24 protein-coding genes are annotated in these 19,906 nt (G+C 67.4%); 10 read left to right on the plus strand and 14 right to left on the minus strand.

The window, feature by feature from the left end:
* Positions 1-241: 241 nt before the first annotated feature.
* A complete protein-coding gene (locus ASF08_RS16300; RefSeq protein WP_244474563.1) occupies positions 242-742 on the minus strand; it encodes a DUF3016 domain-containing protein in 501 nt (166 codons plus the stop codon).
* A 3-nt stretch (positions 743-745) separates the two neighbouring features.
* Positions 746-1,255 (minus strand): DUF2244 domain-containing protein, encoded by a 510-nt coding sequence (locus ASF08_RS16305; protein WP_018042066.1) that lies wholly within the window; start codon positions 1,253-1,255, stop codon positions 746-748.
* Between the two features lie 47 nt (positions 1,256-1,302).
* Between ASF08_RS16305 and nth the strand changes: the two genes are divergently transcribed.
* Both nth and purC read left to right on the plus strand, forming a co-directional pair.
* On the plus strand, positions 1,303-2,070 hold the full coding sequence (nth, locus tag ASF08_RS16310; protein ID WP_244474564.1) for an endonuclease III: 768 nt from the start codon (positions 1,303-1,305) through the stop codon (positions 2,068-2,070).
* 207 nt (positions 2,071-2,277) lie between these two features.
* Positions 2,278-3,072 carry a phosphoribosylaminoimidazolesuccinocarboxamide synthase gene (gene purC / locus ASF08_RS16315; RefSeq protein WP_026175628.1) on the plus strand — a complete coding sequence of 265 codons (795 nt, stop codon included), beginning with the start codon at positions 2,278-2,280 and terminating at the stop codon, positions 3,070-3,072.
* Positions 3,073-3,164: 92 nt separating this feature from the next.
* On the opposite strand, the gene ASF08_RS16320 is transcribed toward purC, so the two are convergent.
* Together ASF08_RS16320 and ASF08_RS16325 are read right to left on the minus strand one after the other, a co-directional pair.
* The gene (locus ASF08_RS16320) at positions 3,165-3,815 is read right to left on the minus strand and encodes a hypothetical protein (protein ID WP_056147206.1); all 651 of its coding nucleotides are present in this window, start codon (positions 3,813-3,815) and stop codon (positions 3,165-3,167) included.
* A 44-nt stretch (positions 3,816-3,859) separates the two neighbouring features.
* A complete protein-coding gene (locus tag ASF08_RS16325) occupies positions 3,860-4,339 on the minus strand; it encodes an invasion associated locus B family protein (protein ID WP_043764423.1) in 480 nt (159 codons plus the stop codon).
* Between the two features lie 276 nt (positions 4,340-4,615).
* On the opposite strand from ASF08_RS16325, the gene ASF08_RS16330 reads away from it, so the two are divergent.
* Positions 4,616-4,993 carry a hypothetical protein gene (locus ASF08_RS16330; protein ID WP_018042061.1) on the plus strand — a complete coding sequence of 126 codons (378 nt, stop codon included), beginning with the start codon at positions 4,616-4,618 and terminating at the stop codon, positions 4,991-4,993.
* Positions 4,994-5,029: 36 nt separating this feature from the next.
* Here the strand turns inward: ASF08_RS16330 and ASF08_RS16335 are convergent, their stop codons facing one another.
* Complete coding sequence (locus ASF08_RS16335) at positions 5,030-5,764, minus strand: M48 family metallopeptidase (RefSeq protein WP_018042060.1); 735 nt, start codon at positions 5,762-5,764, stop codon at positions 5,030-5,032.
* A gap of 82 nt (positions 5,765-5,846) precedes the next feature.
* Positions 5,847-7,115: a polyhydroxyalkanoate depolymerase gene (locus ASF08_RS16340; protein WP_056147207.1), complete on the minus strand. Its 1,269-nt coding sequence runs from the start codon at positions 7,113-7,115 to the stop codon at positions 5,847-5,849.
* A gap of 216 nt (positions 7,116-7,331) precedes the next feature.
* Here ASF08_RS16340 and ASF08_RS16345 point away from each other — a divergent pair, with 216 nt between their 5' ends.
* From ASF08_RS16345 to purQ, 5 genes are all read left to right on the plus strand, one after another.
* Positions 7,332-8,717: an ActS/PrrB/RegB family redox-sensitive histidine kinase gene (locus tag ASF08_RS16345; RefSeq protein ID WP_056147209.1), complete on the plus strand. Its 1,386-nt coding sequence runs from the start codon at positions 7,332-7,334 to the stop codon at positions 8,715-8,717.
* A gap of 40 nt (positions 8,718-8,757) precedes the next feature.
* Complete coding sequence (locus ASF08_RS16350) at positions 8,758-9,360, plus strand: ActR/PrrA/RegA family redox response regulator transcription factor (protein ID WP_056147213.1); 603 nt, start codon at positions 8,758-8,760, stop codon at positions 9,358-9,360.
* Between the two features lie 114 nt (positions 9,361-9,474).
* On the plus strand, positions 9,475-9,714 hold the full coding sequence (locus ASF08_RS16355; RefSeq protein ID WP_056147217.1) for a hypothetical protein: 240 nt from the start codon (positions 9,475-9,477) through the stop codon (positions 9,712-9,714).
* A 149-nt stretch (positions 9,715-9,863) separates the two neighbouring features.
* On the plus strand, positions 9,864-10,103 hold the full coding sequence (purS, locus tag ASF08_RS16360; RefSeq protein WP_018042055.1) for a phosphoribosylformylglycinamidine synthase subunit PurS: 240 nt from the start codon (positions 9,864-9,866) through the stop codon (positions 10,101-10,103).
* Positions 10,103-10,783 carry a phosphoribosylformylglycinamidine synthase subunit PurQ gene (purQ, locus tag ASF08_RS16365; RefSeq protein WP_056147220.1) on the plus strand — a complete coding sequence of 227 codons (681 nt, stop codon included), beginning with the start codon at positions 10,103-10,105 and terminating at the stop codon, positions 10,781-10,783. The genes purS and purQ overlap by 1 nt, the downstream gene beginning before the upstream one ends.
* Positions 10,784-11,072: 289 nt before the next feature.
* On the opposite strand, the gene ASF08_RS16375 is transcribed toward purQ, so the two are convergent.
* The 8 genes from ASF08_RS16375 to gap form a co-directional block, all read right to left on the minus strand.
* On the minus strand, positions 11,073-11,618 hold the full coding sequence (locus ASF08_RS16375; protein WP_027170828.1) for an adenine phosphoribosyltransferase: 546 nt from the start codon (positions 11,616-11,618) through the stop codon (positions 11,073-11,075).
* Positions 11,619-11,702: 84 nt separating this feature from the next.
* Complete coding sequence (locus tag ASF08_RS16380) at positions 11,703-12,497, minus strand: inositol monophosphatase family protein (protein ID WP_026175625.1); 795 nt, start codon at positions 12,495-12,497, stop codon at positions 11,703-11,705.
* 186 nt (positions 12,498-12,683) lie between these two features.
* Positions 12,684-13,733 (minus strand): tetratricopeptide repeat protein, encoded by a 1,050-nt coding sequence (locus tag ASF08_RS16385; protein WP_056147232.1) that lies wholly within the window; start codon positions 13,731-13,733, stop codon positions 12,684-12,686.
* Complete coding sequence (locus ASF08_RS16390) at positions 13,730-14,389, minus strand: thiamine phosphate synthase (RefSeq protein ID WP_018042050.1); 660 nt, start codon at positions 14,387-14,389, stop codon at positions 13,730-13,732. Before ASF08_RS16390 ends, ASF08_RS16385 begins: the two co-directional genes overlap by 4 nt.
* A 119-nt stretch (positions 14,390-14,508) precedes the next feature.
* The gene (gene fba, locus ASF08_RS16395) at positions 14,509-15,579 is read right to left on the minus strand and encodes a class II fructose-bisphosphate aldolase (protein WP_018042049.1); all 1,071 of its coding nucleotides are present in this window, start codon (positions 15,577-15,579) and stop codon (positions 14,509-14,511) included.
* A gap of 289 nt (positions 15,580-15,868) precedes the next feature.
* A complete protein-coding gene (locus ASF08_RS16400; protein ID WP_056147235.1) occupies positions 15,869-17,071 on the minus strand; it encodes a phosphoglycerate kinase in 1,203 nt (400 codons plus the stop codon).
* A gap of 29 nt (positions 17,072-17,100) precedes the next feature.
* A complete protein-coding gene (locus ASF08_RS16405) occupies positions 17,101-17,640 on the minus strand; it encodes a hypothetical protein (protein ID WP_082473246.1) in 540 nt (179 codons plus the stop codon).
* Between the two features lie 85 nt (positions 17,641-17,725).
* Entirely contained in the window at positions 17,726-18,733 is a 1,008-nt protein-coding gene (gene gap, locus ASF08_RS16410) for a type I glyceraldehyde-3-phosphate dehydrogenase (protein WP_056147239.1), read from the minus strand.
* Between the two features lie 424 nt (positions 18,734-19,157).
* On the opposite strand from gap, the gene ASF08_RS16415 reads away from it, so the two are divergent.
* Both ASF08_RS16415 and ASF08_RS16420 read left to right on the plus strand, forming a co-directional pair.
* Positions 19,158-19,454: a DUF4164 domain-containing protein gene (locus ASF08_RS16415; protein WP_018042045.1), complete on the plus strand. Its 297-nt coding sequence runs from the start codon at positions 19,158-19,160 to the stop codon at positions 19,452-19,454.
* A gap of 31 nt (positions 19,455-19,485) precedes the next feature.
* A complete protein-coding gene (locus ASF08_RS16420) occupies positions 19,486-19,845 on the plus strand; it encodes a cell division protein ZapA (RefSeq protein WP_056147244.1) in 360 nt (119 codons plus the stop codon).
* Positions 19,846-19,906: the final 61 nt, after the last annotated feature.

The following is a 19,906-nucleotide window of genomic DNA, read 5'->3' on the forward strand; positions in this document are numbered from 1 at the left end:
CCCAGCTAACCAGCCGGATCATCCATCCGATCATCACCCAGAAGACACAACAGCCACCCGCCGAACCGAAGTCCCCGCTGGCCGCCGCCGATGAACAGGGATATACGGACCAGCCCGGCGGGCGTCAACCGCAAAAATCGAGGGATGCGAAATTTCCGAGCCGGCTCGTCATGCCGTCTCCCCTCCCCTGCGGTGTCCTCGACCCGGCCTCATCCGTCGATTGGCCCGACTGGGCGTCCGCTCAGGGCCGGTTCGCGAACCGGCGTCTCGCCCATTCCCGGAGCAACTCGCGTTCATAGGGAAAGCCGCCCGATTGTGCGGCGCGGGCACCGAGCAGGAAGTTGATATCGCTCACCCGCTCCTCGTTCGACGCTTTGCGCCGACCGCGCCGGTCCGTCAGCGCGTAGCGCAGGCGAAACGAAGGAGGAGTCGCATCGGTGACCACTCGCATGCCGTAAGGGAAATTGGCACCCGGATTGGGAAACCCCGCTAGGTCCACATCCAAGATTTCGACGACCAGACGCTCGCCGGGGGCGAGGAAGGATGAGGCAGCCTGCTCGATCAATCGGCGTAGCTCGGCCAGTGTCGCCTCGGGCTTGAGGCCGGAACTGAACCGGTTGTTGGCGTCGACGTATTTGTCCGGCTCGATGAAGCGGACCTCCACCGATCCGGTGGGGGCGGCGATCGCGGAGCCGGCAAAGCCGACGAGAACGAGGGCGAGTTGCAGGAGCAACGCGCGCAAACCTCAGTACCCCCTCTTCACATCCGCCAGTGCCCGCGTCAGTCCCTCGGCGATCCGCTCACGGACGGGGGGCGATGCATCGCGGGCCACCACCACGTATTCCCGGCGCGAGACCAGCGTCAGGGTCTGGAGGCCGTACTCCTCGTCCTCGACCTTGGTCAGCTTGGTCCACAGGGGATTGAAGCGCCATTCGCGCCGCTCGCCGCGATGGGTCACGCGGGCGAGCATGACCTCGATGGGCGAAATCATCACTTCCTCGAAGGAGCGCCCGCGCCTGATGCTCGTTTTCAGCGCCACGTAGAGGGCGATCATATCGAGGCCGAAAAAGCCCGCCACCGGCCAGAACCCCGCCTGGACACAGGCGATCGACGTCACCAGTGAGACGACGCCGCAGCCGATCATGACGTTCCGAAAGCCATGATAGGTCAGCGATTGATGCGGGCGAATGGTCGCCTGAAAAACCGGGACATCGATGCTGTTCGGGTCGAGCCCGTCGGGATGGGATGGGATCATGTCGCGAACCGTGTTGCCGCTCTCCGTGGGACACATATAACCCACCGATGAAGACCCGACAGTCGAAGCCCCTCAAGAAGTCCGTGACCGCGACGACATCGCCCGCGCCGAAGGCCACACGGGCGGCGACCCTCGCCGCCCCCCTCGTCACCGGGGTGAAGACGGCCCCCTCCCCTGCCGATGCAGAGACGGTCATCGAGATCTTTTCGCGGCTGCGTGCCGCCAACCCGGAACCCAGGGCGGAACTCGACTATCTCAACCCGTTCACGCTTCTCGTAGCGGTGGTACTGTCGGCCCAGGCCACCGACAAAAGTGTGAACCTCGCCACCGCACCCCTCTTTGCCATTGCCGATACGCCGGCGGCGATGCTGGACTTGGGAGAAGAACGGGTGCGCGGCTTCATCCGCATCATCGGCCTGTTCAACACCAAGGCGAAGAACGTCATCGCGCTGTCCCGCATCCTGCTGGAGCAGCATGGCGGAGAGGTGCCGGCCTCGCGCGAGCATCTCGAAATCCTGCCGGGCGTCGGCACCAAGACCGCGAGCGTTGTCATGAACGTCGCCTTCGGCGTACCCACCATCGCCGTCGACACCCATATCTTCCGGGTCTCGAACCGCATCCCCCTCGTGGTCGCGGCGACGACGGACAAGGTCCAGGCGGGACTGGAGGCGATCGTGCCGGAGCCGTTCCGCCTGAACGCCCACCATTGGCTGATCCTGTTCGGCCGCTACGTGTGCAAGGCGCGCAAGCCCGAATGCCCGACCTGCCTCATCGCCGATCTCTGCCGCTATCCGGACAAGACCGTCGCGGCCTGACGGGACGGCGCTTGCCTCGTCATGCGTATCCGACTCGTACCGCAAGGCCGGGCTGCGGGCGGACGCGTTGTACTGCAAACCCGCTTCGGGTAGTTTGCGCCACGGTCGTCGAGGCTTTCGACAAACGATGTGTTCTCGCGGCCCGGTCTCATCGAGGCCGCCACGCCGCGGATTCCGCACATCGACTGTCCGAAGGAGTCACGGCCCATGGACTTCCTCAAACCACGGTATACGCCTATGAACCGCCGCCGTCGCATCTACGAGGGCAAGGCGAAGGTCCTGTACGAGGGACCCGAGCCGGGAACGCTCATCCAGCATTTCAAGGATGATGCCACCGCCTTCAACGCGCAGAAGCACGAGGTCATCGACGGCAAGGGTGTGCTGAACAACCGGATCTCCGAGTTCGTGTTCCAGCACCTCAACGATATCGGCGTGCCGACCCACTTCATCCGCCGCCTCAACATGCGCGAGCAGTTGATCCGCGAAGTCGAGATCATCCCTCTCGAGGTGGTGGTGCGCAACGTCGCCGCCGGCTCGCTCGCCACCCGCCTCGGTCTCGAGGAAGGCACGCAGCTGCCGCGCTCGATCATCGAGTTCTATTACAAGAACGACGCGCTCAACGACCCGATGGTGTCGGAAGAGCACATCACCGCCTTCGGCTGGGCGACGCCCCAGGAGATCGACGACATCATGGCGCTGGCCATCCGCGTCAACGATTTCCTGTCGGGCCTCTTCCTCGGCGTCGGTATCCGTCTCGTGGACTTCAAGATCGAGACCGGCCGCCTCTGGGAAGGCGACCTGATGCGGATCGTCGTGGCCGACGAGATCTCCCCGGATTCCTGCCGCCTGTGGGACATCAAGAGCCAGGACAAGCTCGACAAGGACCGCTTCCGCAAGGATCTTGGCGGCCTGATCGAGGCCTATACGGAAGTGGCCAAGCGTCTCGGCATCATGTCCGAGAACGAGAAGGTCCAGTCCGGCGGCCCGCGTCTGGTTCAGTAAAAGACTTCACCGAGACGACCTAAAAAAGGGGCCCCGCGCGAGCGGAGGCCCCTTTTTCCTGGCGCATCGACGGGAGAGTGCGTGGCGGAGCACTATTGCGACGCCTCGGGTGCCGCCTCTGCGGGGGCGGCGGCACTTGTCGGAGCGGGCTTGCGCTTGCGCTTCGCCGCAGCCTTGCCGGGCGCTCCGTGCAGCGAGACGCCGATCTCGTAGCTCTCGCTCAGGGGGCGCGGCACCACGAGGTTCTCCTCGATCACCGTGAACAGGCCCTGCGCCTCGCCCGGTCCGATCGACACCGCCACCTTGCGCGCCCGCGCGACGATGGTCTGGTCCCCGGCCTTGATCGTGAAATAGACCGGGGCCTCGAACCGTCCGGGCCGTCCCTGCGGCCCCAGCAGCACCTGACCCTCGACGCCGACCTTCACGCTCACCGAGCCATCGGCCAGGCGCACACATTCACGGGCGAGACGACCGAGGGTGATCTGGCTGCGCAGGCTGGCATTGTCGTCGGCCCGGCCGCCATAGCTGCGCAGGGCGGCGCCGTTCTCCGCGACGTCGACCGTGGGGCAATAGACCTCGCCGAGGTCGGCGGGCTGAGACGGCGGAACCGTGGTCCCGCCGTATTTGAGCATGTTGGTGAACCAGTTCCCGTCCTCGGCCAGGGCCGTCCCGGGCATTGTGGCCGCCAAAGGCAGGAATCCCGCAATCAGGGCGATCCCGACCGTTTTCGCGCGTGTCCGCATCCTCAGATCCCGCTGAATCGCCGGCGCGGGGCGCCGGAACAGGCCTATTTCAAGCTGGCGAACCCGTCGCCGAAGCCCTTCATCGACAGGGGGATGCCGACCCCCTCTTCCGGGGTCTGGAACACGATGAACGTGGCCTGCACCCCGGCGCTGAACTGCTTGATGAGGTTGTCGTCCATGACCACCTCGGCGACGCAGCCCGTGGTGAGGCAACGCACGAACCCGGCCCGGCCGACATCGGTCTTGTCGATCTTCAGGCCGAGGCCGGAGGGCAGCAGCACGCCCAGCGGCGCCACCACGCGCAGCAGGTAGCCGCGATTGTCCGCCGTCTTGAGGACGATGACGACGAGGGTGAGGTTGGGCCGGTCCTCGGCGGCGAGGTACTGGACCAGGGCGCATTGCTCGGCCTTCGCCCCCGCCGGCGTCTCGCAGCGGAGCTGCCAGTCCCCGAAGGTGTTGCGCACCATGCCCTGCGCCTCGGCACGGCCGCCCCCGGCCAGCCCCATGCCGGCGAGTGCGGCCATGCAGATCAGACCGATCCGCGCCGGACGCCCGAGAGAGGTCGCCCGATCCTCGGCGACCCGCCTCGCACGCCCCAGCATTGCTCGAAAACCCACGCGCCGATCCCTCTCGCCTCACCCCTCATGGCTGGGGGGCACCCGATGAAACCCGCGGTGTTCCGACCATGCGCGGCTATTCTGTGTCAAGCGTGACCACTAGTTTACTCTCACGGACTATCGTTACCCAGGATGACGCCCTAGTTCACGGGGCAAAGCCCCAAGCGCCAACGGACCGAGCCCATGCGATTTCCTGCTACCGCCGCGTTCCTGATCCTCGCCGGGATCGCTCCCGCCTCGGCCGAGTCCCTGCCCGTCGACGAGACCACCTATGTGGAGCGGTCGCTCAACCGGGACGGGCCGCTCGTGGTCGAGCACCGCCCGATCCGGCGCATGCCGGGGGGCCGGATCAATTCCAATTCGGCCGAGATCGCCGGCTTCTGCCGCGATGGCGGGTATGTCCGTCGCCTCGACGAGTTCGGCAACCCGACGATCCTGCGTCAGCGCGAAGTCTGCGACAGCGTCGCGCCCCGTACCTTGCGGCCAGGGGACGTGGACGCCCGTCCGACCTGGCCGGTGGAGCAGGTCGAGCGCCGCCGGGTACTACGCGCACGCGGGTAGGTCACGATTGGGCAAGGGTTGGACCCGGCCCCTGCCTCAGCCGTAGCGGTGGAGGCTGGCGCCGTTGCGCTTGAGCCAGCGCTCGGCCTCGTCCACATGCGGGCACAGGGATCCCACCAGCGACCAGAACCGCTGGGAATGGTTCATCTCGCGCAAATGGGCCATCTCGTGGGCCACGAGGTAATCGAGCACCAGGGGCGGCGCCAGGATCAGGCGCCACGAGAAGTTCAACTCGCCACGCGCGGTGCAGGAACCCCAGCGCGAGCGGGTATCGCGGATGGTGATCCGTTTCGGGCCTTGGCCCAACTTCTCCGTATAGACCGACACCGCCTGGGCGAGATCCTTGCGGACCTCCCGCTCCAGAAAATCTCTGACCCGGCGCGGCAGATGGGGCGCCTCGCACGCCACGGAGAGGACCGGACCGCCCTCCTCCTCCGTCACCAGGGTCACGCCGCCGCGCTCGCTCCGGTGGACGATGCGATGGCCGACACCGCGCAGCGGGAGTTCCGCCCCCGCCTCGAACGCCACACGGTCCGGAACCTTGGCGAGCCGCATGGCGATCCAGCCGCCATGGCTGACCGCGAAGGTGCGCGCCACGGCGAGGGACGTCCGGGCTGGCAGGGTCATCACCACCTCGCCGGTGGCACTCGACACGCGCAGGGTCAGCCTGCGGGCCGCCGGGCGGCGGCGCAGGGAGACGCGGAGCTTCGCGCCCTCGTGGAGGATGTCGATATGGTCGGGATCGGACCCGCGCAGCAGGGCGACTCTCATGGCGTCAGCTTAGCGGCAGCCTCCCGCCGCCGCCATCGGGGCGTGGGTCACGTCCAGAACTTTTGCGGGGGCCGATCCCGCACTACGCAGCGGGTCGTCGCTCCAGAGCCGGCAAGGCCTGCATCTCGCGGATGAAGGAGGCGATCCGCGGGGCGATGACCGTGCGATAGCGTGAGCCGTTGAACACCCCGTAATGGCCGACGCGCTCCTGCAGGTGATAGGCCTTGCGCTCGGGCGGCAGGTTCGGGGTCAGGTCGAGGGAAGCCTTGGTCTGGCCGACACCGGAGATGTCGTCGTTCTCGCCCTCGATGGCGAGGATCGCGCAGGTCCGGATCGCGGTGAGGTCCACCCGCTCGCCGCGATGGAGCATCTCGCCCTTCGGCAGGGCGTGGTCGACGAAGACGGTCTTGATCGTCTGAAGGTAGAATTCCGCCGTCAGGTCCATCACCGCGAGATACTCGTCGTAGAATTCCCGGTGCTTCTCGGCGGAATCGCCGTCGCCGGTGACGAGATGATCGAACATCTCGGTATGGGCGTTCACGTGACGATCGAGGTTCATCGCCATGAATCCGCCGAGCTGGAAGAAGCCCGGATAGACGCTGCGCAGGGCACCGGGATACGCCAGCGGGACCATGGTGATGCAGTTCCGCTCGAACCATGCGGTGCCGCGCTCCTGCGCCAGGCAGTTGACGGCGGTGGGCGAGCGGCGGGTGTCGATGGGGCCGCCCATCAGGGTCATCGAGCGCGGCACCGGCATCGTGCCTTGCGCCTCCATCAACGCCACGGTGGCCAGCACCGGCACCGCCGGCTGGCACACGGCCATGACGTGAAGGTCCGGACCGAGGGCGACGAAGATCTCCTTCAGGTAGTCGATGTAGGTGTCGAGATCGAACCGCCCCTCCGTGATCGGCACGAGGCGCGCATCGGTCCAGTCGGTGATGAAGACCTGATGATTGGGGAGCATCGCCTCTACGGTGCCGCGCAGGAGCGTGGCGTAGTGCCCCGACATCGGCGCCACGATCAGGAGCTTGGGCTGCGGCTCGGAGGGGCCGCGCGCGAATGAGCGGTCGAAGGTCACGACCCGGCAGAACGGCTTCTCCCACACCACCCGCTCGCTCACGGGCACGCTCGCCCCGTCGATCCAGGTTCCGGTGAGCCCGAAGGCCGGCTTGGCGTAGCGCCGGGTTCCGCGCTCGAACATCTCGCAGGCCGCGGCCATGGACTTCGCATAGGGCGAGTAGGCGAGCGGGTTGGCGGGATTCTCCAGGCTGTGCTTGACCATGTCGGCCGCGAGGCGCGCCGGAGCCGTCATCATGCGACCGAACTCATACCAGGTGTAGGCCAAGCTCATATCCGCCCCTCCCTCGTCGTCCCGCGTATCGATTTTCCGCTCGGCTCGACTGCCCGCGCGACCCGACTACCAGCGCGACCCGGCGCTGTAGAGAACGCCGCGCCTCGCGAAACGTTCGGTTCGGGACATTCGTACAGGTGCGGAGTGCGCAAGGATGGGCGCAATCGGCGGGCGAACCATGGATTCGCAGCCGTCGAGCGCTATCGTTGAGCGGACATGATCGACATGAGCACCAATGGCTTCGTCCGCGATGCCCGGCACCTTCGGCTCGACACATTCGTGCGCCTGCGCTGGCTCGCGATCACCGGGCAGAGCGCAGCTGTCGTCGGCGCCCAGTTCGGCCTCGGCCTGCCCCTGCCCTTCGGCTGGTGTTTCCTCGTCATCGCGGCGTCCTCCTGGCTGAACCTCGCCCTGCGGATCCGGTTTCCCGCGAGCTACCGCCTGAGCGACGATTCGGCGGCCCTGCTCCTGGCCTTCGATATCATCCAGCTCGCCGCCCTCCTTTTCCTCACCGGCGGCCTGCAGAACCCATTCTCGCTGCTTTTCCTCGCCCCCGTGCTGATCTCGGCCACGGCCCTGCCCCCCGAGCGGACCCTGGCGCTGGGGCTCCTGGCGGTGGGGCTCGCGACCATGCTGGCGCTGATCCACCGGCCGCTGCCGTGGTTCGCGGACGGGCGGCTCGAACTCCCGTTCCTCTACGTCTCGGGAGTGTGGACGGCGATCCTCCTCGGCACCGCCTTCACCGGGGTCTATGCCTGGAAGGTCTCCGAAGAGACCCGGCAGCTCGCCCAGGCCCTCGCGGCCACGGAACTCGTGCTGGCGCGCGAGCAGCACCTTTCGCAGCTCGACGGGTTGGCGGCGGCGGCGGCGCATGAGCTCGGCACGCCTCTCGGCACGATCATGCTCGTCACCAAGGAACTCACGCGCCAGCTCGCCCCCACGGCCTCACCCGCCGTGAAGGACGACCTCGACCTCCTGCGCGACCAAGTCGACCGCTGTCGCGGCATCCTGTCGAAACTGACCTCCCTCGACGGGGACGAAGCCGGCATCCTTCAGACCGTGACCCTGAGCCATCTCGTGGAGGAGCTGGTGGCGCCCCAGCGCGCCATGGGCATCGCGCTCGACGTCACCAGCCGGGGCGACGGAATCGAGCCGGCGTGCCGGCGCAATCCGGGGGTGCTGTTCGGCCTCGCCAACATCGTCGACAACGCCGTGGACTTCGCCACCAGCCGCGTCGTCATCGAGGCGCGCTGGACCGCCGAGCGGGTCTCCCTCGAGATCAGCGACGACGGCCCGGGCTTCTCCAGCGAGATCCTGCTGCGGGCGGGCGAGCCCTACGTCACCACCCGAAGCCCCGACAAAACGCGCGGCGGGAACAGCGTCGGCGCCGGCCTCGGCCTCGGTCTGTTCATCGCAAAGACCCTGATCGAACGCTCCGGCGCGCAGCTTACGCTCTCCAACGTGTCGGGCCACCAAGCAACCGGAGCCGTGGTGCGCGTATCCTGGGCGCGCCACATCTTCGAGCGGGACACGCTTCCCCGGCGCGGCACGGAATTCAACGCCGAGGTGCCCCTGACCGAACGCAGTCCGGCCCCTATATAAGTTGCCAACAACTCGGTTTTGGAAAATGGAGGAGCGTCGGATGCTGACGCAGAGTGTAAGTCCGGGGCTTGCTGCCGATGCGCTGCAGACGTCGGAATCCGATCCGCTGGCGGCTTATGCCGACCGCACCTTGCTGATCGTGGACGACGACAGGCCGTTCTCAACCCGCCTGGCGCGGGCGATGGAAGCCCGCGGCTACGAGGTTCAGGTGGCCGAGAGCGTGGCCGAGGGCGTGTCCCTGGTGGAGAGCCGTGCACCCGCCTTCGCGGTCATCGACATGCGCCTCGGCGACGGCAACGGCCTCGACGTGATCGCGCGGCTGAAGGAGAAGCGGCCCGAGGCCCGGGGCGTCATCCTCACCGGCTACGGCAACATCGCCACCGCCGTCACCGCCGTGAAGCTCGGCGCGTTCGATTACCTCGCCAAGCCCGCCGATGCGGACGAGATCCACGGCACGTTGATGGCGCAGCCGGGCGAGCGGGCCGACCCGCCGGAAAACCCGATGTCGGCCGATCGTGTGCGCTGGGAGCATATCCAGCGGGTGTATGAATTGTGCAGCCGCAACGTCTCGGAGACGGCACGCCGCCTCAACATGCACCGGCGCACGCTCCAGCGTATCCTCGCCAAGCGCGCGCCGCGCTGACCCGTCCCTGACGACGACCCCGGCGCCGCGATGTTGCGCGGGACCGGACCGGCGCTGTAAAGCTCCGGCCGCCCGCCGCAATTGCTGCTCCGGGGTCGACGGAGATGCATCCCCGTGAATACGCGCAACCTGATCACGATCGTCAGCATGATGGTGCTGGTGGGCACCGAAGTCTTCGCCGTCGCCATCGCCGCAGGCTGGGCGCTCGCCGGTCTGTTCGATCTCGGCGACACCGTCGGCCATGTCCTCATGGTCCTGTTCAGTGCGATCGCCGTCTGGATCATGGTCCAGCTCTGGCGCCGTGCGGTGAGCATCGAGCCGATTCGCGCTGCCGCACCGGCCGCCCGTCGCTGATCCACGACATAATCCCGAATCGCTTTTGCGGCTGACGGAGGTGGAACGGGCTGGGAAACATCCCCGCCGCGATGGGGCAGCCGCGTTGCATGGTCGGCATTTCCCGACTATCGCCTGACGGGTCGAGCCACAGCACCGAGTCCGAGACCATGAAAGCCCGCATCATCGTCACCCTGAAGACCGGCGTGCTCGACCCTCAGGGCAAGGCGATCGAATCCGCTCTCTCGTCCTTCGGCATTTCCGGCATCGAGGGTGTCCGCCAGGGCAAGGTGTTCGACGTCGAGATCGCGGACACGGATCCGGCCAGCGCCGAAGCGACGCTGAAGAGCGCCTGCGAGAAGCTGCTCGCGAACACCGTGGTCGAGAACTACGAGATCGAGATCGTCTGATGCGCGCCGCGATCGTCGTCTTCCCCGGCTCCAACCGCGACGGCGACGTCGCCCGCGCCCTGCACCTCGCCGGCGCGGAGGTGGTCAAGATGTGGCACACCGAGACGGCGCTGCCGGCCGGCACCGACCTCGCGGTGCTTCCGGGCGGGTTCTCCTACGGAGACTATCTCCGCTGCGGGGCCATCGCCGGACGCGCCGCCGCCATGGATGCCGTCCGCGACCACGCCGCCCGCGGCGGTCTGGTGCTCGGCATCTGCAACGGCTTCCAGATCCTGTGCGAATCCGGCCTCCTGCCGGGCGTGCTGATGCGCAACGTCGACCGGCGCTTCATCTGCCACCGCCAACTGCTCCGGGTAGAGCGTGCCGATACGCGCTTCACGTCGTCCTATGCCAAGGGCCAGGTGATCGACGTCTGCGTGGCGCATGGCGAGGGCAATTACTTCGCCGATGCCGATACGGTGGCGCGCCTCGAAGGCGACGGCCGCGTGGCCTTCCGTTATTCCGACGCCTCCGGCGACCTGACCGTGGATGCCAACCGGAACGGCTCGCTGAACTCCATCGCCGGCATCTACAGCGAAAACCTCAACGTGCTCGGGATGATGCCGCACCCGGAGAACTTCGTCGAAGGTCTCATCGGCGGGGTCGACGGGCGCGGGTTGTTCGAAAGCCTCGCGGCGTAACGCGTAAAGACCCCCTCTCCCCTTTGCGGGCTACGGCATTCACACGTCTCGCGGGTGGCACGAGTCCCCTCTCCTTCCAGAAGAGGGAGTTCCGTTGCGCCTCAGTCGAACTCTCTCGGATAGAGTAAACACCCGTAGAGAAGCTGGGTGAATCCAGTAGCCTCGCGGGAGAGGAGGCCGGTGCAGCAGACGGGAGAGGGGAAGACCTCTCCGAAGGTGGCGCTCCCCTCATCCGACCCGCTGCCGCGAGCCACCTTCTCTCGCACACGAGAGAAGGACGCGTCGCGCATCAATGCCCGTCGAATTCCATCAGCGTCCGCACCGGCACGTCGAGGTCGCGCAGCTTCTGCGCCCCGCCGATCTCGGGCAGGTCGATGACGAAACAGGCCGCCACCACCTCGGCGCCGATCTGGCGCAGCAGGTTCACCGCCGCGCAGGCAGTGCCGCCGGTGGCGATGAGGTCGTCCACCAGCAGCACCTTGTCGCCCGGCTTGATGGCGTCCACGTGGATTTCCATCTCGTCGGTGCCGTATTCCAGCGCGTAGGCGATGGAAACGGTCTTGTGGGGCAGCTTGCCCTTCTTGCGGATCGGCACGAAGCCCGAGGAGAGCTGGTGCGCCACCGCGCCGCCGAGGATGAAGCCCCGCGCCTCGATTCCGGCTACCTGGTCGATCCGGCCGCCCGCGAAGGGGTGGACCAGGGAATCCACCGCGCGGCGGAACGCGCGCGGGTCACTGAGCAGCGTGGTGATGTCGCGAAAGACGATTCCCGGCTTCGGGTAATCCGGAATCGAGCGGATCGAATCCTTCAGCGCGGAGTGGCGGCGGGCTTCCATACGGGCGGCTTTCGCTAGGATAGGTCAGGATCGGAGCGGGTTGGACCATGCCGAGCCCCAGCTGGAAAGCCGGGGCCTCGGATCTCAGGCGTTGGCGCGACGCAGGAGCTTCACGAGATCGCCGTGCAGGCTCTCGTTGCCAGCCGCCACCGAGCGGGCGGCCAGGGGCTCCGCTCCGCCATCGGCGCTGGTCACGAAGCCGCCGGCCTCGCGGACCAGGATGATGCCGGCCGCGATGTCCCAGGTCTGCAGGTCACGCTCCCAGTAGAGGTCCGAGCGGCCGCAGGCGACGTAGGCAAGGTCGAGGGCGGCAGAGCCGAAGCGGCGGGCACCGCCGGTCACCGCCATCACCGCCGCGACCTCGCGCAGGAGCTTCGGGTGGTCGCCGCGCCCGAGATAGGGCGAGCCATAAGCGACGAGAGCGTCGGCGAGATCGGTCCGGCCGGAGACGCGCAGGCGGCGGTTGTTGAGATAGGCGCCCTTGCCGCGCTCGGCCACGAACAGCTCGTCCTTGGCCGGATCGTATATGACGCCGGCGACGATCTGGCCCTCGCGCTCGAGACCCACCGAGATCGCGAAATGCGGGATGCCGTGGAGGAAGTTGGTGGTGCCGTCGAGGGGGTCGACGTGCCAGGTATGGCTCTTGTCTTGCCCTTCGATATTCCCGGATTCCTCGAGGATCAGGCCGTATCCGGGACGCGCCTTCATCAGGGCATCGCGCAGCACCTCCTCGGCCTTGCGGTCGGCGGCGGAGACGAAGTTGCCGGGACCTTTACGGGAAACCTGGAGGTTCTCGATCTCGCCGTAGTCGCGCTTGAGGCCACGGGCGGCCTTGCGGACGGCGTCGACCATGACGGTCATGAGAGGTGAGCTGATCATCGATGCAAAGGTCCGGGTCGATTCAAAGAACGGTCTTGCGCGGCCATAGCATGTTTGCCGCCCTCCTCACCCCTCGCCGATGCGGGGCAGAGGAGAAACGCGCGCAGGCGCCCATGGATGCCGCATCGTCCGCGGCAAGCCGCGCGCGGGCAGTCGACGATGAGGTCTCCCCATCGTCGACTGGTATCACTCCACCTTCATCCGCGCCTCGGCCAGTCGCTCGGCCCGGCTTCGCTCCTCGGCGGTGAGGCCGGCGAGAGTCTCGTCGAGCTTTGGGTCGGAGCGCCCCTGGGCGGCGGCGGCGAGATTCCAGGCCGCGGCCTCGACAGGGTTCTTCTGCATCCCCCGTCCCAGGGCATAGAGGATGGCCACGCGATTCTGCGCGATGGCGTTGCCGCGCGACGCGGCGTGGAGGAAGTAGCGGGCCGCGCGGGCCTCGTCTTTCTCGACACCGATGCCGTTGAACAGCAGGATCGCGAACTCGACCTCACCGGCGAGATCGCCGTTATCGGCGGCGCGCCGGAACCACTCGGCCGCCTGTTTGGGATCCTTCGGCACCCCCCTCCCCTGGAGGTAGAGCACGCCGAGATCGTGTTGGGCGGGGCCGATCTCACCCTCGGCCGCCTTGCGGAACAACTCGGCCGCCTTGGCTTCGTCCGGCTCGGTTCCCGTGCCGATCAGGATCAGGGCGAGGTTGTAGGCGGCCGTGGTGTCGCCCTTCAGGGATGCCTGTTCGAGCCAGCGGCGCCCGGCTTTCGGGTCCTTCGTGCCGCCGCGGCCATCGATCGACATCAGGCCGAGGGAGGCCATGGCGTGGGTGTCGCCCTGGTTGGCGGCCAGACGGTACCATTCGGCCGCCTTCACCGGGTCCTGCTTGACCCCGAGGCCCTGGTTGTAGAGCTCGCCGAGCAGCGTCATCGCCGCGGCGTCCTTGTTGTCGGCGGCGATCCGCTTCGTCGCCTCGCGGAAGGCGGTGGTATATTGGCCGCGCTGATAGGCGCCGAAGGCGATGTCGGGCTCGGTCTTCGAACGGGGCGGCACCGCGCCGGTCGCGCCGATGGAATACGGCGTCGGGAGTTCCCGCAGCTGCCCCTTCAGCGTCTCCTTGGGGCGAGGCGTCAGCGATTGGGGTCCGGCCGGGTCGGTCGGCATCACCTTCGGCGCTTCGGCGCAGGCAGCGAACGCCAAGCCCTCCGCCAAGGCGAGGGCGAGGGCGGCCCGGCGGACCCGCCTCACGTATCGGCCTCCGACGCCGCGACCAAGGCCTGGATGGCGGCGATATCCGCCCCTTCTCCCATCCACAGGTGGCTTTCCAGCCCGAGGAACTCGGCCCCCGTCGCCAGGAGACCGTCCACCTGGGCCAGATCATGGGCCACGGCGATGCACGGAGTCTCGAAGATTTCGACCCACCATTCCGCGCGCTCGCGAACGGTATCGGCATCGGGCGCGATCCCGTCCGAGTAGATCCCCCCGAACATCACGTAATCGACACCGGCCTCGCCGGCCTCCATCGCCGCGTGCTTCTGCTCATGCCCGCCGGCTCCGAGGATTCGACCGTCGCTGAGGCGTTCGCGCAGATCCTGCAGGGCACCGTCCCGCGCCTTGTCGAGATGAACGCCGTCCGCCCCGCCACGCGCGGCCACGCTGACGACGTCGCCGGCGAAATCGGACACGGTGATGACTAGGGCGGCGCCGGTCGATTGCGCGGCCGGAGCGAGCCGCTTGACGAGGTTCACGAGGCTGCGCTCGTCGGCCGGGGCGAGCCGCAGGAGCACCGCCGCCACGTCCCCCGCCGCGCAGGCGGCGGTCAGCGCTTCGGCGAGGGCATCGGCCCGGTCGGAATCCACCCGATGGGGGGACAGAAGTGCGAGGCGGGTGCGGGGTTCGGCCATTCTTGTCGTCCTAACGGCATCATCCCGAGGCGCGGGCTCCGCGTCTCGGGGACAGGCGATGCGAGATCACCGCGTCACGGCATGGTTCCGGATGCGATCCGGTACCACGGAACAGGGTCTCAGGCGGCGCCGATCTTCGGGTCGAGCGAGCCGTTGGCATAGCGCTTGGCCATCTCGGAGACCGAGATCGGGCGGATCTTCGAGCCCTGACCGGCGGTGCCGAATTCCTCGAAACGCTGGCGGCAGAGCTTCGTCATCGCATCCATGGCGGGCTTCAGGTACTTGCGCGGATCGAACTCGGCCGGGTTCTCGGTGAGAACCTTCCGGATCTGGCCAGTCATGGCCATGCGGTTGTCGGTGTCGATGTTGATCTTGCGCACGCCGTGCTTGATGCCGCGCTGGATCTCGGCCACCGGCACGCCCCAGGTGGGCTTCATCTGCCCGCCGTAGGAATTGATGATGTCCTGCAGATCCTGCGGTACCGAGGAGGAGCCGTGCATGACGAGGTGGGTCGTCGGCAGGCGGCGGTGGATCTCTTCGATCACGTTCATGGCGAGCACGTCGCCGTCCGGCTGGCGGGTGAACTTGTAGGCGCCGTGGCTGGTGCCCATGGCGACGGCGAGCGCGTCGACCTTGGTGGCGGTAACGAACTTCACCGCCTCTTCCGGGTCGGTGAGGAGCTGGTCGTGGCTCAGCACGCCCTCGGCGCCATGGCCGTCCTCGGCCTCGCCCTGGCCGCTCTCCAACGAGCCGAGCACGCCGAGCTCGCCCTCCACCGAGACGCCGGCCCAATGGGCCATGCGGGTGACGTTGCCGGTGATCTCGACATTGTAGGCGTAGTCGGCGGGGGTCTTGCCGTCGGCCTTGAGCGAACCGTCCATCATCACCGAGGTGAAGCCGTACTGGATCGCCGTGGCGCAGGTGGCTTCGTTGTTGCCGTGATCGAGATGCATGCAGACGGGGATGTGGGGGTAGATCTCCACGAGCCCGTCGATGAGCTTGGCCAGCACCACGTCGTTGGCATAGGCGCGCGCGCCCTTGCTCGCCTGCAGGATCACCGGCGAATCTGTGGCATCCGCCGCCGCCATGATGGCAAGGCCCTGTTCCATGTTATTCAGGTTGAAGGCCGGAACGCCGTATTCGTATTCGGCGGCGTGATCCAGGAGCTGCCTCAGGGTGATACGTGCCATTGGTGTCTCCTAAAAACGATGGGGCCGACCCGTGGGCCGCCATCCGCTGAAATTCGTCTGCCTTGTCGGACCTTACTGGGTCCTTCGCAACTCCATCGCGAAGACTTCGGCGACAGAACGCTGTGTCGTCTTCCCAGATCCCAGCCAAACACCTCATCCCGATGTGCCCAAGCGCAGCGAAGGCTTCGAAGGAGCCCTCCAGTTCGCGCGGAGGATGCCGGAGCCCTCCTTCGAGGCCCGCTGCATCAGGCGCCTTAGGATGAGATGACGGGACCTGGGATGGAACCGGTCACCCCTTGACGCGCAGGGCCTCGACGCCGGGCAGGACCTTGCCTTCCAGCCATTCGAGGAACGCGCCGCCGGCGGTGGATACGTAGGAGAAGTCGTCGGCGACGCCGGCATGGTTGAGGGCGGCCACCGTGTCGCCGCCACCCGCCACCGAGACGAGCTTGCCGGCCTTGGTGCGTTCGGCCGCGTGACGCGCAGCCGCCACCGTGGCGGCGTCGAAGGGGGTCAGCTCGAAGGCGCCGAGCGGACCGTTCCAGACCAGGGTGGCGGCCTCGTCGATGGCGGCGTCGATCTCGGCCACCGAGGCCGGGCCGGCATCGAGGATCATGCCGGTCTCCGACACGGCGTCGACGCCCACCGTCTCATGCGCCGCGTTGGCCTTGAACTCGGCGGCGACCACGGCGTCGACGGGCAGGATGATGCGGCACTCGGCGGCCGCGGCGGCATCGAGAATGCGGAGCGCCGTCTCGGCGAGATCCTTCTCGCACAACGACTTGCCGACGGCTTTCCCCTGCGCATGCAGGAAGGTGTTGGCCATGCCGCCGCCGATGACGAGCATGTCCACCTTGGCGACGAGGTTTTGTAGGAGGTCGATCTTCGAGGAGACCTTGGCGCCGCCGACGAGAGCGATGACCGGGCGGCTCGGCGCCTCCAGCCCCTTGGTGAGTGCGTTGAGCTCCGCCTGCATCAGCCGGCCGGCATAGGCCGGCAGCACATGGGCGAGGCCCTCCGTCGAGGCATGGGCGCGGTGGGCGGCCGAGAAGGCCTCGTTGACGAAGACGTCGCCGTTGGCGGCGAGCGCCGCTACGAAACCGGTCTCGTTTGTCTCTTCGCCGGAGTGGAAGCGGGTGTTCTCCAGGAGGAGAACGTCGCCGTCCTTCAGCGCCGAGATAGCCGAGGACGCGGCCTCGCCGATGCAATCCTCGGCGAAGGCGACCGGGCGGCCGAGACGGTCGGACAGGGCGGAGACCACCTGCTTGAGCGAATCGGCCACCACCGGCTTGCCCTTGGGACGGCCGAAATGCGCCAGCAGCACCACACGCCCGCCGCCATCGGCGATCTCGCGGATCGTCGGGACGATCCTCTCGATACGGGTGGCGTCGGTGACGCGCGCCCCCTCCATCGGCACGTTCAGGTCGACGCGGAGAAGCACGCGCTTGCCCTGGAGGGAGCCGGCATCGTCGAGGGTGCGGAAAGCGGTCATCCTGGCCTTCAGTGTCGTCGAGAGAAATGTCAGCGCGGGGTGATGAGCCCGTCGAGATGGAAGCGCTGGGCGGCGATGGTCAGCACCACGGTGAGCACGGCGGTGATGATCGCCGTCAGCACCAGGGCCCCGGAACCGGGCAGCCGGCGCGTGCGGTCGGCGACGGCGCGGACTTCGCTGCGCAGGGCGGCGAGGTCGGACTGGCGCGCTGCCTCGCTCATGCGGGTGGTCGCCCCCTCGATCTTCTCCTCGACGCGGGAGAGCAGGGCCTCGGAGCGGGCGTACTTGTCCTCGATCCGCGCGCACTTGTCTTCGATGCGGGCGAGCTGGTCGCTGCCGGGCGAGGATGGGGCGGGCGCGGATTGAGCCAGGGGCTCGGCCTTGCCGACCACGAGCGGCGGCGTCGCCTGCTGGTTGGCGATCGCCTGGGTCTCGGGTACCGGCGACGGCGCCACACCCGCGAGCGCGGTGCTCTCGGAAGTCATATTATGGGAAGTCTTGCTCTCGGAAGTCTTGGCTCCCGGGATGAAGCTGGTTCCGGTCGACGGGGTCGGCGAAGGCTCGGTCATGTCGGACGCACCAGTGCTGGTCGATCAAAGGGTGTCGTTCACGAGGCATCCCGGGCGGCCCACGGGCCGCCCGGAAGCGCTGCTCTCAGAGCAGCTTTCCCATCGCCACGGCGGTGTCCGCCATGCGGTTCGAGAAGCCCCACTCGTTGTCGTACCAGGAGAGGATACGCACGAACGTGCCGTCCATCACCTTGGTCTGGTCGAGGTGGAAGGTGGACGAATGAGGATCGTGGTTGAAGTCGATGGAGACGTTGGGCTGGTCGGTATAGGCCAGCACGCCCTTCAGCGGACCGTCGGCCGCGGCGCGGATCGCGTTGTTGATCTCCTCGACGGAGGTCTGGCGCTTGGCGGTGAACACGAGGTCGACGGCCGAAACGTTGGGGGTCGGCACGCGGATCGAGGTTCCGTCGAGCTTGCCCTTCAGCTCCGGCAGGACGAGGCCGACGGCCTTGGCCGCGCCCGTGGAGGTCGGGATCATCGACAGGGCGGCGGCACGGGCCCGGTAGAGGTCCTTGTGCATCTGGTCGAGGGACGGCTGGTCGTTGGTGTAGGAATGGATCGTCGTCATGAAGCCGCGCTCGATCCCGACGAGATCGTTGAGCACCTTGGCCACCGGCACGAGGCAGTTGGTGGTGCAGGACGCGTTCGAGATCACGAGGTGGTCGGCGGTCAGCTGTTCGTGGTTGACGCCGTAGACCACGGTAAGGTCGGCGCCGTCGGCGGGGGCCGAGACGATGACGCGCTTGGCGCCGGCGTCGAGATGGGCCTTGGCCTTGTCCTTCGAGGTGAAGATGCCGGTGCATTCCAGGGCGATGTCGACGCCGAGTTCGCGGTGCGGAAGCTCGGCCGGGTTGCGCACGGCGGTGACCTTGATGCGCTGACCGTCGACGACGATGAAGTCGCCGTCCACTTCGACCTTGGCGTTGAAGCGGCCGTGGATCGAGTCGAAGCGCAGCAGGTGGGCATTGGTCTCGACGGGGCCGAGATCGTTGATCGCGACGACCTCGATATCCTTGCGGCCCGACTCGTGGATGGCGCGCAGGATGTTGCGGCCGATGCGTCCGAACCCGTTGATGGCAACCTTCACCGACACGGCGTGAATCCTTCTATGTACCGGGCGCCGACCTCGCGGAACCCGTAAGCAGCAAGAGCGAGACAGCGGGCCGGAGGGGCGGAGCCGCCATTCGGCGTCGCTGTGTCATGTACACCGTTGAACGTCAGATGAACCGATTGGCCCATCCTCGGACCCTCATGCGTCCGCGAAAGGACCGATGCGGGATGATGGCCGAACGGGTCACGGGCTCGAATTTCCAATCCGGCGGTCGGTTCGAGGGGAGCGCGGTCTCTAACATGGGGGAAACCGCTGGCAAAGGTTTTGCCCGATCGATTCGTTTTCCTTCCCCGCATATGATGGCAAAGCGTCGATTTCGCGCGCGGATCGACAGAGGTTTGGCTACAAATCCGCGTTTCCGAAACAGATGCGCCAGCTCCTTCATGATCCGGCGGAAGGTAGAACGATGAGCCAGACGCCAGACCGGCCGAACGTGGACCATGCCCTTGCTCGGCTCGATACGGTACTGACCCGCCTCGAGGCCTCGGTGGCCCATCGCCTTGAGGCCGAGCGCGAACCGGGCGACCTGGAAACGGAGCTCGCGATCATGGCGGAGGATCGCGCGCGCCTCGCGGCGGAACTCGACGCCGCCAGCGCGCGCCTCGCCACGGTGGAGGCGACCACGAGCGATGTCGGCCACCGCCTGGGGCGGGCGATCGAAGCGGTGGAGGGCGTGCTGGCCCGCCCCCGCGTCGCACGCTAGTCTGCCACCTCTCACACCAGCCCTGTCGGACATGCCCCAGATCAGCGTCACCATCGACGGCAAGAGCTACCGGATGGCCTGCGCCGAAGGCGAGGAGGCGCATCTCTCGGCTCTGGCCGCGGAACTCGACACCCGCGTCACCGACATGAGGAAATCCTTCGGCGAGATCGGCGACATGCGCCTGCATGTGATGGCCGCCCTCACCCAGGCGGACGAACTCGCGGAGCTCAAGCGTCGCCTGGCGGATCTCGAGGCCGAAACGGTCACGCTCCGGGAGCGCGTCGAGACCGCGGACTCCCTCCGCGCCAACGAGGAGGCCCGTATCGCCGAAGGGCTCGGCCGGGCGGCGGACAGGATCGAGCGGCTGGCGCATGCGCTGGCGGCGGGATGAGCGTCCCGCGCACGATTGCCCGCCCCACCCCCTGGCGCGAAACGCCCGCCGACGCTACATG

It is taken from the genome of Methylobacterium sp. Leaf85 (assembly GCF_001422125.1).
Classification (GTDB): Bacteria; Pseudomonadota; Alphaproteobacteria; order Rhizobiales; family Beijerinckiaceae; genus Methylobacterium; species Methylobacterium bullatum.